The organism is Micromonospora sp. URMC 103 (assembly GCF_051386435.1).
Lineage (GTDB): Bacteria > Actinomycetota > Actinomycetes > Mycobacteriales > Micromonosporaceae > Micromonospora.
In genome coordinates this window covers 2,275,007-2,287,914 of record NZ_JBPQTR010000005.1, presented here as the reverse complement: position 1 = coordinate 2,287,914, position 12,908 = coordinate 2,275,007, and the positions used below count along the sequence as shown (strand labels likewise).

Sequence of the window (12,908 nt, the reverse complement as noted above, 5' to 3'; positions counted from 1 at the left end):
GCCCGGTCAGGCGATGACGGCGGCGGGCTCGGCGATGCAGGCGGTGCCGACGCGGCGGAACCCCACCCGCAGGTAGACCCGCGCGATCTCCTCGCTGCCGGCGGAGAGGAAGACGAGGTCGGTGCCGGCGGCGCGCAGCTCGCGGGCGAGCGCCGCGGTGACCGCCGCGCCCAGACCGCGCCGGCGGGCGGCGGGCAGCGTCCCCACCCCGGCGATCTCGGCGACGTCGTCGACACGCATCGCCATGCCGCTGGCCAGCGCGCCCTCCAGCGGCGTGCCGGCCAGCACGGAGAGCCGCCGGCCGTCGGCGACGCGGGCGCGCTCCTCCTCGAGCGCGGCGCTCTCCACCTCGAGCAGGGCGGCGTCCCGCTCGGCCGGGCCGGCGTCGCCCCGCGCGGTGCCGGCGGCGCTGAACGCCACGGCGGCGACGGCCCGGCGGGCGGCCACGGCGGCGGCGAAGTCCGGAGCGTCCGGGTCGAGAACCCACACCGGTACGTCGCTGAGCTGCGCCGGGTCGGGCAGGTCCTCCCGGTCGAGCACCATGAGTGGCGCCTCCAGCACGGACAGCCCCGCCGAGCGGGCCACCGGAAGGAACTCCGGCGTCGTCTCGTGCACCCACTCGAAGGCCTCGGGCAGGCCCAGTTCCCGTTGCCGTTCCCGGGTCGCGGTGACGTCGGCCAGCGAGGGTGGTGCGGTCGCGTCCAGCCGGGGCCGCGCGTAGAACGGGAATCCCGGACCCTCGCGGACGAAGAGTACGAGCCCGCCGTGCTCCTCCACCCGCGCGGCGTCGCGGGGCACCGCGTCGTAGAAGCGTTCGAGCCGAGCGAAGAGGTCCTTGTGCGCGGGATCCACCGCGCGAGACTACACGTCTCAGACTCTGGAAGGTGTGATCAATCCGGACTGGTCTTGCGCGCCGCGCCCTAACGTAGACTCAATAAACCCACGCGGGCCGACGTCGTCCCCACCATGTTCCAACCTGAGTGACGACAGGAGGCCCGGTGGCCTTTCCGTACCCGCATCAGCCGCAGCCGGCCCCCACGTCCGGCCCGGGAGCGCCCGCGGCCGGGCTCTACGACCCCGCGTTCGAGCACGACGCGTGCGGTGTGGCCTTCGTGGCCGACCTGCACGGCCGGCGCTCCCATGCGGTCGTCGTGAACGGTCTCGACGCGCTCCGCCGGCTGGACCACCGGGGCGCCCGTGGCGCGGAGCCGAACACGGGTGACGGCGCCGGCATCATGATCCAGGTGCCGGACGCGTTCCTGCGCGCCGTGGTGGACTTCCCGCTGCCGCCCGCCGGCGAGTACGCCACCGGCCTGGTGTTCCTCCCCGACGACGACGCGGGCGAGGCGCGCGCCCGGCGGGTGGTCGAGAAGTACGCCCTGGTCGAGGGCGCCGAGGTGCTCGGCTGGCGGGACGTGCCGGTGGACCCGACCGGGCTCGGCGAGACCGCCCTCGCGGCGATGCCCCGCATCCGGCAGCTGTTCCTGGCCGCCCGCCGGCTGACCGACTCGCCGGCCGGTCCCGCGGGCTCGCCGCTGTCCGGCATCGACCTGGACCGGGTGGCGTTCTGCCTGCGCAAGCAGGCCGAACGGGAGAGCGCCGAGCGGGGCGTGCCCGCGTACTTCCCGTCGCTGTCGGCGCGCACGATGGTCTGGAAGGGCATGCTCACGCCGGACCAGTTGCCGGCGTACTACCCGGAGCTCACCGACGAGCGGGTGGTCAGCGCCATCGCGCTGGTGCACTCCCGGTTCTCCACCAACACGTTCCCGTCCTGGCCGCTGGCGCACCCGTACCGGTTCATCGCGCACAACGGCGAGATCAACACGATCCGCGGCAACCGCAACTGGATGCAGGCGCGCGAGGCGTTGCTCCGCAGCCCGGACCTGCCCGGCGCCATCCGGCGGATCTTCCCGGTCTGCACGCCGGGCGCGTCCGACTCGGCGAACTTCGACGAGGTCCTCGAACTGCTGCACCTGGCCGGCCGGAGCCTGCCGCACGCCGTGCTCATGATGATCCCGGAGGCGTGGGAGAACGATCCGGGTATGCGCTCCGACAAGCGTGACTTCTACCGCTTCCATGCGAGCCTCATGGAGCCCTGGGACGGCCCCGCCTCGGTCGCGTTCACCGACGGGGAGATCGTGGGCGCGGTGCTGGACCGCAACGGCCTGCGGCCGGGGCGCTGGTGGCGTACGGACGACGGGCTCGTGGTGCTCGGCAGCGAGGCGGGCGTCCTCGACCTCGACCCGGCGCGGGTGGTCGCCAAGGGGCGGCTCCAGCCCGGACGGATGTTCCTGGTCGACACCGTGGGCGGCCGGATCGTGCACGACGACGAGATCAAGGCCGAGCTGGCGGCCGCCCGCCCGTACGGGGAGTGGCTGCACGCCGGGCTCATCGAGCTGACCGATCTGCCGGCCCGCGAGCACATCGTCTACACCCACGACTCGGTCCGCCGCCGGCAGCAGACCTTCGGCTACACCGAGGAGGAGCTGAAGATCCTGCTGGGGCCGATGGCGCGTGCCGGCGTCGAGCCGATCGGCTCGATGGGCACCGACACGCCTATCGCGCCCCTGTCCACCCGGCCGCGGCTGCTCTACGACTACTTCCACCAGCTCTTCGCGCAGGTCACCAACCCGCCGTTGGACGCGATCCGCGAGGAGTTGGTCACGAGCCTCACCTCGACCATCGGCCCCGAGGGGAACCTGCTCGACCCCGGCCCGGCGAGCTGCCGGCAGATCGTGCTGCCGTACCCGGTGATCGACAACGACGAGCTCGCCAAGATCCTTTCGATCGACGAGGACGGGGACCTGCCCGGCTTCAAGGCGGTCCGGGTCTCCGGTCTCTACCGGGTCCGCGAGGGCGCCGCCGGGATCAAGGCCCGGCTCACCGAGATCTGCCGGCACGTCTCGGAGGCCATCGAGGACGGCGTACGCATCCTCGTCCTCTCCGACCGCGACTCCAACGCCGACCTCGCCCCGATCCCGTCGCTGCTGCTCACCGCCGCGGTGCACCAGCATCTCGTGCGGGAGCAGACCCGGACGCAGGCGGCGCTCATCGTGGAGTCCGGCGACTGCCGGGAGGTGCACCACGCGGCCGTGCTCATCGGCTACGGGGCGGCCGCGGTCAACCCGTACCTGGCCTTCGAGTCCGTCGAGGACATGATCGCCACGGGCGCGCTGGCCGGGGTCGAACCCGCGACCGCCGTCCGGAACTACGTGAAGGCGCTCGGCAAGGGCGTCCTGAAGATCATGTCGAAGATGGGCATCTCGACGGTGTCGTCGTACTGCGGGGCGCAGGTCTTCGAGGCGGTCGGGCTGGACGCCCGCCTCGTCGAGCGCTACTTCCGGGGCACCCCCAGCAAGATCGGGGGGGTCGGCCTGGCCGGCATCCACGCCGAGGTGGCCGCCCGGCACGCGCTCGCCTGGCCGCCCGCCGGCACCCCGGGATCGACCCGGCTCGACGTCGGCGGCGAGTACCAGTGGCGTCGCGAGGGCGAGCTGCACCTGTTCAACCCCGAGACGGTCTTCCTGCTCCAGCACGCCACCCGCAGCCGCCAGTACGAGATCTTCAAGCGGTACACGGCGAAGGTCGACGAGCTGGCCGGGCGCGCCGGCTCGTTGCGCGGCCTGTTCACCCTGCGTACGGGCGTGCGCCCGCCGGTGCCGCTCGACGAGGTCGAGCCGGCCACCGCGATCGTCCGTCGCTTCGCCACCGGCGCCATGTCGTACGGCTCGATCTCGGCCGAGGCGCACGAGACGCTCGCGATCGCCATGAACCGGCTCGGCGGCAAGTCCAACACGGGCGAGGGCGGCGAGGACGTCGAGCGGCTGCACGACCCGGCACGCCGGTCGGCCGTGAAGCAGATCGCGAGTGGACGGTTCGGCGTCACCACCGAGTACCTGGTCAACGCCGACGACCTCCAGATCAAGATGGCCCAGGGCGCGAAACCCGGAGAGGGCGGGCAACTGCCGGGCAACAAGGTCTGGCCGTGGATCGCCCGGACCCGGCACGCCACCCCCGGCGTCGGCCTCATCTCCCCGCCGCCGCACCACGACATCTACTCCATCGAGGACCTCGCCCAGCTGGTGCACGACCTCAAGTGCGTGAACCCGGCCGCGCGCGTCCACGTCAAGCTGGTCAGCGAGGTCGGCGTCGGCACCGTGGCGGCGGGGGTGGCCAAGCTCAAGGCGGACGTCATCCTGATCTCCGGCCATGACGGCGGCACGGGCGCGTCCCCACTCAACTCGCTCAAGCACGCCGGCACACCGTGGGAGCTGGGGCTCGCCGAGGCGCAGCAGACGCTGCTGCTCAACAAGCTCCGCGACCGGGTCACCGTCCAGGTCGACGGCCAGCTCAAGACCGGCCGGGACGTGCTGGTCGCGGCGCTGCTCGGCGCCGAGGAGTTCGGCTTCGCCACCGCACCGCTGATCGTCGCCGGATGCGTGATGATGCGCGTCTGCCACCTCGACACCTGCCCCGTGGGCATCGCCACCCAGAACCCGGTGCTGCGCGAGCGGTTCACCGGCACTCCCGAGTTCGTGGAGAACTTCTTCCTCTTCCTGGCCGAGGAGGTGCGCGGCTACCTGGCCGAGCTGGGCTTCCGCTCGATCGAGGAGGCGATCGGGCACGCGGAGCTGCTCGACGTGGCCCCCGCGGTCGCGCACTGGAAGGCGTACGGGCTGGATCTCACGCCCGTGCTGCACCTGCCCGAGCTGCCCGCGGACGCGGCCCGGCGCGGCGTCCGGGCCCAGGACCACGGGTTGGACCTGGCCCTCGACAACGAGCTGATCGCGCTCGCCGAGCCGGCGCTGCGCGGCGGCGCCCCGGTCCGGGTCGACCTCGCCATCCGCAACGACCACCGCAGCGTCGGCGCGATGCTCGGCGGTGAGGTGGTCCGCCGCCACGGCGGCGCCGGGCTGCCCGACGACACCGTGGAGATCGGGCTGCACGGTACGGCCGGGCAGTCCTTCGGGGCGTTCCTGCCGCGCGGGGTGACGCTGCGGCTGCACGGCGACGCGAACGACTACGTCGGCAAGGGCCTCTCCGGCGGCCGGGTCATCGTGCGCCCCGACGCCAGCGCCCCCTTCGTGGACCCGGACGCCGCGCCGGGACAGCGGGCCGAGGACCAGATCGTCGCCGGCAACACCATCCTGTACGGCGCCACGGGCGGCGAGCTGTTCCTGCGCGGCCGGGTGGGTGAGCGGTTCGCGGTGCGCAACTCCGGGGCGGTGGCGGTCGTCGAGGGCGTCGGCGACCACGGGTGCGAGTACATGACGGGCGGCACCGTCGTCGTGCTCGGCCCCACCGGGCGCAACTTCGCGGCCGGCATGTCCGGCGGCACCGCCTTCGTCCACCGGCTCGACCGGGCCCGGGTCAACACCGAGCTGGTCGACCTCGCGCCGCTGGGGGAGGAGGAGCAGGCCGTGCTGCACGAGCTGGTGCAGCGGCACTTCGCCGAAACCGACTCGGCGGTCGCCGCGGAACTGCTGAAGCGCTGGCCGGAGGCCGTGGAGGAGTTCACCGCCGTGGTGCCCCGGGACTACCGCCGGGTGCGGGAGATCATGCGGGCCGCCGAAGCCGCCGGCCGCGACGTCGACGACGCGGTCATGAGCGCGCTGGCGGCGCCGACCGCTCCCGCCGCGCCGGCGGCGCCTTCCGATCCGCCCGCGCCGCCCGCCCCGCGGGCGGTCACCCAGGAGGTGGCCCGTGCCTGACCCGAACGGTTTCCTGCGCTACCCGCGCCGGCTGCCGGCCCGCCGGCCGGTGCCGGTGCGGATCTCCGACTGGCGCGAGGTGTACCCGCCCGCCGGCGAGGAACTGATCCGCGAGCAGGCCACCCGGTGCATGGACTGCGGCATCCCGTTCTGCCACGACGGGTGCCCGCTCGGCAACCGCATCCCCGACTGGAACGACCTCGTCCGCACCGGCAACTGGGACGCCGCCGTGGCGTCGCTGCACGCCACCAACAACTTCCCCGAGTTCACGGGGAGGCTCTGTCCGGCGCCGTGCGAGGCGGCCTGCGTCCTCGGCATCGGCGGCGGGGACCCGGTCACCATCAAGCAGGTCGAGGTGGAGATCGCCGACGCGGCGGTGGCCCGGGGCGGGCTGCGGCCCGTGCCGGCGCCCGTGCCGTCCGGCCGCTCCGTGGCCGTCGTCGGCTCCGGGCCCGCCGGCCTCGCCGCCGCCCAGCAGCTCGCCCGCGCGGGGCACGCCGTCACCGTGTACGAGCGGGACGACGCTCTCGGCGGCCTGCTGCGCTACGGCATCCCCGACTTCAAGCTGGAGAAGCACCACATCGACCGGCGGGTGGCCCAGCTCGCCGCCGAGGGCGTCGAGTTCCGCACCGGTGTGGACGTCGGCGTCGACGTCACCGCCGAGCAGCTGCGCGCGCGGCACGACGCGGTGCTGCTGGCGTGCGGGGCGCTGGCCGGCCGCGACGTCCCGGAGACCCCGGGGCGGCGGCTGCGGGGCGTACACCAGGCGATGGAGCACCTGGTGGCGGCCAACCGAGTGGTGGCGGCGGCGGGCGAGGGCCGACCGGCGCTGGCCGTACGCCCCGACGGCACCCCGATCGACGCGGCCGGCAGACACGTGGTGATCATCGGCGGCGGCGACACCGCGGCGGACTGCCTCGGCGTCGCGCACCGGCAGGGTGCGGCCGGCGTACACCAGCTCGACCTGTACCCGCGACCGCCGCACGACCGCGACGAGGCCCGTGACCCGTGGCCGACCTGGCCGTGGATCCTGCGCAGCTACCCGGCCCACGAGGAGGGCGGCGAGCGGGTCTTCGCGGTCGCCGTGCAGGAGTTCGTCGACGACGGCACCGGCCAGGTGCGGGCGGTGCGGGTAGCCGAGGTGACCGTGGAGAAGCGGGACGGCCGGCGGATCGTCACGGCGCTGCCCGGCAGCGAGCGGGAGCTGCCCGCCGACCTCGTGCTCCTGGCCATCGGCTTCGACGGCACCGAGGAGCAGGCCCTGCTGGGGCAGTTCGGCGCGCGGCGCAACGCCCGCGGCGCGGTCGACGCCCGGCCGGACTGGCAGGCCGCCGACGGCGTCTTCGTGGCCGGCGACATGCACCGTGGAGCGTCGCTCATCGTGTGGGCGATCGCCGAGGGGCGGGCGGCGGCCGCCGCCGTCCACGCGTACCTCGGTGGCGCGGGGACGCTGCCCGCACCGGTCGACCCGGCGACGCAGCCCCTCGCCGCCTTCGCCCGCCCCTGATCGACGCCGTATCGCCGACGTGGCGGTGTCCCGGTGGTCCGGACACCGCCACGTCGGCGAACTGGTGTGCAGGGCCGGCCCGGCGACCGGCGGTGGTGCCCGCCGCGGTCGCGCGACGGGCACCGTCCGGGGTCAGTGCGCGAGGAGCCGGTGCGCCTCGCGGATCTTGGCCCACGACTTCGGCTCCACCGGCGGGGCCGCCTTGCGGGCCGCCGAGCCCGACACGTCCGGACGACCGGCCGTGAACAGCCACGTGGTGAAGAAGTCGTCCAGGTCCAGACCGGAGATCTGCTCGGCGAGGGCCTGGAACTCCGCGATGGTCCCGTTGCCGTGGCGGTGCGCGGCGGTCCACGCGGGCAGGATCGCGAAGAACGCGTCGTCGCCCACGGCGAGCCGGAGCTGGTGCAGCGTCATGGCGCCCCGGTCGTAGACGGCGTCGTCGAAGACCCGGGTCGGGCCGGGGTCACCCGGCCGCACCTGCCAGAACGGGGAGTCCTCCGGGTAGCTCGCGTAGGTGAAGTCGAACAGCTCCTGCGCGGTGCCCTCGCCCTGCTCCTCCGACCACAGCCACTCGGCGTACGAGGCGAAGCCCTCGTTGAGCCAGATGTCCTGCCAGCGGGCCACCGAGACCGAGTCACCGAACCACTGGTGCGCGTTCTCGTGCACCACGACGGAGGTGTTGGACCCGCGACGCCAGAAGCCCGGGCCGTACACCGGCCGGGTCTGCGTCTCGAGCGCGAACGTGATGCCGTCGACCGGCCCCGCCACGCCGCCCTGCGCCTCGAACGGGTACGGGCCGAAGACCGTGCTCTCCCACTCGACGATCTCGGCGGTGCGCTCGATGCTGGCCCGGGCCGCCGGCGCCAGCTCGCCGAGGCTCGTGCTGTACGCGTTCACGACCGGCTGGCCGTTGGGCGCCGTGTCGGTGACGATGTCGTACTGGCCGATCGCCATGAAGGCGAGGTACGTGGCGGTGGGGGACGTCGTCCGCCAGCTCCACCGCGTGCGGTTGCCCGCCTCGGCCAGCGGGGGCCGGGGCTGCACCCCGTTGCTGATCACCTCGACGCCGGTCGGCACCGACACGGAGACGTCGAAGGTGGCCTTGTCCAGCGGGTGGTCGTTGCTGGGGAACCACCACCACGCCGACTCGGGCTCGTTCACCGCGAGCGCGCCGTCGTCGGTGCGCGTCCAGCCCGTGTAGCCGTCGACCAGGGTCTCCGACGGCACGCCGGCGTACCGGACGACGATGGTGAGCTGCTGCCCGCGGGTGATCGTGCGGGAGGGCGTGACGACCAGCTCGTGGGCGCCCTCGGTGCTGGTGGTCGCCGCCCAGCCGTTGACCCGGACCGACTCCACCTCGAGCAGGAAGTCCAGGTTGAACCGGGACAGGTCCTGCGTGGCCCGGGCCAGGATGGTGGTCGTGCCGGTGAGCCGGTCGGTGTCGGGGTCGTAGCGCAGCCGGACGTCGTAGTGCTCGACGTCGTAGCCGCCGTTGCCGTAGTCGGGGAAGTAGGTGTCGCCCAGTCCCGGGGCGCCGGGTTGCGGTACGGCGGCGGTGACGGTGGGTCGGCCCCAGCCCGGTAGGGCCGCGTGGGCGGGGGTGCCGGCGGCCACGGTGCCGGCGCCGGTGAGGGTGACGGCCGCGATGGCCGCCCGGAGAACTCGTCGCACGAGGTGGACTCCCTCCATCGGGGTGTTCGCCCGCCCAACCTAATCGACGGCGATGAGGATGTCCGCCCCGACGCGCGGCCCACCTGTTCAGTTGATCTGAATGTTTCGATAGCATTACTGCCTGGTAACAACCGTTCCACCCCTGGCCACGCGCGCGGTCACGGATCCCACCACCCCTGCCCTGTGGAGGTCCGTCATGCCCCACCGCCCGCTGCGCCGCGCCCTCGCCGCGCTGGCCGCCCTGCTCACCGCCACGCTCGGCGCCGTGTTCGCCGTTCCCGGCACGGCTCAGGCCGCGCCCGTGCACTACGTCGCCCTCGGCGACTCGTACTCCTCGGGGGTCGGCGCCGGCCCGTACGACTGGTCCACCTGCCTGCGCAGCCAGAAGTCGTACGCCCCGCTCTGGGCCGCGGCCCACGGCGTGGCCAGCTTCGCGTTCCCCGCGTGCGGGGGAGCGGTCACCGCCGACGTCATCAACGACCAGGTGGGCGCGCTCAGCACCGGCACCACCCTGGTCACCGTCACCATCGGCGGCAACGACGCGGGCTTCGCCGACGTCATCACGAGCTGCCGGTTCGGCAGCACCTCGACCTGCACGAACGCCGTCAACGAGTCGCGCGCGTTCGCGACGGCCACCCTGCCCGGCCGGCTCGACGCGACCTACGCGGCCATCCGCACGCGGGCGCCGAACGCGCGGCTCGTCGTGCTCGGCTACCCGCGGCTGTTCGAGCTGAACTCGTGCGGGTGGCTCGCCATGAGCGTCTACAAGCGGACGATCCTCAACGAGGCCGCCGACGTGCTCGCCACGGTCATCGCCGGGCGGGCCGCCGCCGCGGGGGCCACGTTCGTCGACACCCGACCCTCCTTCGCGGGGCACGGCGTCTGCGCCGGTGACCCGTGGATCCACGACGTCAGCGGCGTCATCGAGGCGTACCACCCGGACGCCGACGGCTACCGGTACGGCTACCTGCCGGCGCTGAACGCGGTCACCGGCTGACCGTGCCCCGCGCCACCCCGGCGGCGGCCGGTGGTCCACCACGGACCGCCGGCCGCCGCGACGCGGGCGGGGCGCTCAGCGCCGGACGCGGACCGTGTCGTCGACCTGCGCGTAATCGCACGCCTCCGCGCCGCAGAGCTCGACGTTGCCGGTGACCAGGGCCTCGCCCGTGCGGAAGACGGGGCCGCCGGGCTGCGCGAGCACCCGCCCGGTCACCGCCTGGGCCTCGCCCGTGCAGCTGAGGGGCGCCCAGCCCGACCCGTACGCCACCAGGCCGCCCGACCGTTGACGGATGCTCAGTTCGATGGAGCCGGTCATGCCGGCCGGACAGGTCACGTCGAGGGTGACGTCCACGGCGACACCCCGGGCGACCAGGGTCGCGGACGTGACGTCGACGGCCTCCGCCGCGCTCGCCGGCGTCGGTGCCAGAGCCACGGACAGGGACAGCGGCAGCAGCGCGATGGTGGTCAGGATGCGGCGCACGATGGTCCTCCTCGTCGGAGCGGGCGCGTTACCTGCGGCCGACCATAGCGGTCACCGGCAGCGCCAGCCATCGATCGATCGCAGGACCGGGCATGGACCGTCGTCGTGCGTGGACGTCCGGTCCGGCCGCGGCGGGGCGGGGCCACGCGGACGCGCGGATGCCCGGGGCGCGGACGGCCCCGGGCATCCGACGGCTCAGCGGGTCGCCGGGATGGTGGCGAACTCGCCGGCCAGCTCCGACTCGACGGGCGAGACGGGCGAGGGAGGGGACGGCCGCCGGCCGGCCGCCGCCCGACGGGCCGACGGGACGACCAGCGCCGCCACCGCCGCGGCGAGGGAGAGCGCGGTGAGCAGCAGGAAGCCCTTCGTGAAGCCGGCCTCCCGGGGCAGCCCGCTCGCGAGCGGGTGGGCGGTGATCACCCCGCTCACCACGGCGGCGCCGATCGCGCCGCCGATGGTGCGGATGTTGGCGTTCATGCCCGTGGCCACGCCGGTCTGGCCGGGCGGCACGTTGCCCACGATCAGGTTGGCCATCGACGCGAAGGCCAGTCCGATGCCGAGGCCCACCAGGCCGCCGGCGACGCCGATCTCCCAGCGGGTGTCGTGCGCGACGGTCAGCATCGCGGAGGCGACCACGTTGAACGCGGCGCCGGTGGCGAGCTGCGCCTTGGCGCTGAACCGCGCCTCGAGCCGCCCGGCGAGGATGCCGGCGACGAACATGGCGACCAGCATCGGCAGCATGAGCAGCCCGGCCTGGGTGACGCTCGCCCCGAAGCCGTAGCCGGCGCTGGTCGGGGTCTGCACGAACTGCGGCAGGAAGGCGTAGACGGAGAACATCGACGCGCCGTAGAGCAGGGCGACCAGGTTGGTCGTCCAGACCCCGGGCAGGCGCATCATCCGCATGTCGATCAGCGGGTTGGCCGAGCGCACCTCGGCCACCAGCCAGCCGGCGAGCAGCACGACGGCGAGCGCCAGCAGGCCGAGCACCCGGCCGGAGGTCCAGCCCCAGGCCGCGCCCTTGCTGATGGGCAGCAGCAGCGCGACGAGCCAGCCGGACAGCAGCAGCGTGGCCGCCCAGTTGATCCGGCCCGGCGTACGCACCGGGGACTCGGGGACGAACAGCTTCGCCGCGAGGGCGGTCAGGCCGACGACGACCATCGGGATCCAGAACAGCCAGCGGTAGCCGAGGGCGGCGACGATCGGGCCGGCCAGCACGACGCCCAGGCCGCCGCCGGCCGCGACGATCGCGGAGATCGCGCCGACGGCCGAGGTGACCCGGCTCGGCGGGAACTCGTCCCGGATGATCCCGAACGACAGCGGGAAGACGGCGCCGCCGATGCCCTGGATGACGCGGGCGACGATGAGCACGCCGATGCTCGGCGCGATGGCGGCCAGCAGGCAGCCCAGCGCCAGCGCGGCGAGGGACACGACGAGCATGCGCCCCTTGCCGACCATGTCGCCGACCCGGCCGAGGATCGGCGTGAAGATCGACGCGGAGAGCAGGTAGGCGGTCAGCACCCAGGTCACGGTGTTCTGGGAGGTGTGCAGGTCGTGCTGGATGGTGGGCAGCACCGGGGTGATCAGCGACTGGAGCATCGCGAAGAAGCCGGCGCCCGCCGCGAGGACGAGGAAGGTCAGCCGACGCGAGCCGCGTCGGATGGTCTCGGTCACGAAGGGAACTCCCATGTCGGGTACGGACGGTGGTCTGATGGGCGGGTCGCCCACTCGGGCGGTGCGCGGTCACGTCCGGTGGGACCCGCTCGAAGTCCGGAGTACGCTATCCGGAGGCACGGCTCCGGTCAGTTCCGGAGGGGTGCCTCCACAAACCTAGTGGAGGGGTGCCTCCGGTTGCAACCGAGGGAGGGTGACGTCCGTCATGTCCAGCGTCGACCAGCTGGGGGAATACCTCGCGCGGCGTCCGAAGCGGGCCGACGCCCGCCGGAACTACGACGCGCTGGTCGCGGCGGCCCGGGAGGCCTTCGCCGAGTGCGGCGCGGGCGCGTCGCTCGAGGAGATCGCCCGCCGGGCCGGGGTCGGGATCGGCACCCTCTACCGCAACTTCCCGAGCCGGCGTGACCTCTTCGAGGCGGTCTACGTGGAGGAGGTCCGGGCGCTCAGCGCCTCCGCCGCCGACCTCGCCGACCTGCCCCCGTGGGACGCGCTGGTCGCGTGGCTGAACCGGTTCGTGGCGTACGTGGCCACGAAGCGGGCGCTCGCCGAGGAGCTGGTGCACGAATCGGAGGTGTTCCGCAACTGCCGCAACGAGATCTACGCGGCGGGGGAGCCGCTGCTGCAGCGGGCGCAGGCCGCCGGGGTGGCGCGGCCGGACGCCATCTTCGACGACGTGCTGCGGCTCATCAGCGGCCTCACGGTCTACCAGTTCCCCGAGCCCGGGCAGCGCGACCGGGTGCTCACCTTCGCCCTCGACGGGCTGCGCTACCCGGCCAGCCACGGCTGACACCGGCGCCGCCGACCGGCGCGGGAAACGCGCCGGCGGCCGGCGGTGCGCACACCGCCGGCCGCCGGGTCGACCCGGTGA

8 protein-coding genes are annotated in these 12,908 nt (G+C 73.9%); 4 read left to right on the top strand and 4 right to left on the bottom strand.

The features are described from left to right. Positions 1–6: 6 nt before the first annotated feature. Positions 7–852, bottom strand: a complete 846-nt coding sequence (locus ACSNOA_RS23720) for a GNAT family N-acetyltransferase (protein ID WP_436661516.1) — start codon at positions 850–852, stop codon at positions 7–9. A 146-nt stretch (positions 853–998) separates the two neighbouring features. On the opposite strand from ACSNOA_RS23720, the gene gltB reads away from it, so the two are divergent. Then, positions 999–5,711 carry a glutamate synthase large subunit gene (gene gltB, locus ACSNOA_RS23715; RefSeq protein WP_436661514.1) on the top strand — a complete coding sequence of 1,571 codons (4,713 nt, stop codon included), beginning with the start codon at positions 999–1,001 and terminating at the stop codon, positions 5,709–5,711. Continuing rightward, positions 5,704–7,218 (top strand): glutamate synthase subunit beta, encoded by a 1,515-nt coding sequence (locus ACSNOA_RS23710; RefSeq protein WP_436661513.1) that lies wholly within the window; start codon positions 5,704–5,706, stop codon positions 7,216–7,218. Before gltB ends, ACSNOA_RS23710 begins: the two co-directional genes overlap by 8 nt. Before the next feature lie 132 nt (positions 7,219–7,350). Here ACSNOA_RS23710 and ACSNOA_RS23705 read toward each other — a convergent pair whose 3' ends face one another. Next, positions 7,351–8,889, bottom strand: a complete 1,539-nt coding sequence (locus ACSNOA_RS23705) for a M1 family metallopeptidase (protein ID WP_436661511.1) — start codon at positions 8,887–8,889, stop codon at positions 7,351–7,353. A gap of 196 nt (positions 8,890–9,085) precedes the next feature. Here ACSNOA_RS23705 and ACSNOA_RS23700 point away from each other — a divergent pair, with 196 nt between their 5' ends. After that, positions 9,086–9,886, top strand: coding sequence for an SGNH/GDSL hydrolase family protein (locus ACSNOA_RS23700; protein WP_436661509.1), 801 nt, complete (start codon positions 9,086–9,088; stop codon positions 9,884–9,886). A gap of 75 nt (positions 9,887–9,961) precedes the next feature. Here the strand turns inward: ACSNOA_RS23700 and ACSNOA_RS23695 are convergent, their stop codons facing one another. Together ACSNOA_RS23695 and ACSNOA_RS23690 are read right to left on the bottom strand one after the other, a co-directional pair. Then, entirely contained in the window at positions 9,962–10,369 is a 408-nt protein-coding gene (locus ACSNOA_RS23695) for a hypothetical protein (RefSeq protein ID WP_436661508.1), read from the bottom strand. A 195-nt stretch (positions 10,370–10,564) separates the two neighbouring features. Then, a complete protein-coding gene (locus tag ACSNOA_RS23690) occupies positions 10,565–12,040 on the bottom strand; it encodes an MFS transporter (RefSeq protein WP_436661506.1) in 1,476 nt (491 codons plus the stop codon). A gap of 205 nt (positions 12,041–12,245) precedes the next feature. Between ACSNOA_RS23690 and ACSNOA_RS23685 the strand changes: the two genes are divergently transcribed. After that, positions 12,246–12,827 (top strand): TetR/AcrR family transcriptional regulator, encoded by a 582-nt coding sequence (locus tag ACSNOA_RS23685; RefSeq protein ID WP_436661505.1) that lies wholly within the window; start codon positions 12,246–12,248, stop codon positions 12,825–12,827. Positions 12,828–12,908 lie beyond the last annotated feature (81 nt).

Coding starts and splice junctions, on each gene's coding strand:
- ACSNOA_RS23685 (WP_436661505.1), top strand. CDS start 12,246: ATGTCCAGCGTCGACCAGCTGGGGGAATACCTCGCGCGGCGTCCGAAG.
- ACSNOA_RS23700 (WP_436661509.1), top strand. CDS start 9,086: ATGCCCCACCGCCCGCTGCGCCGCGCCCTCGCCGCGCTGGCCGCCCTG.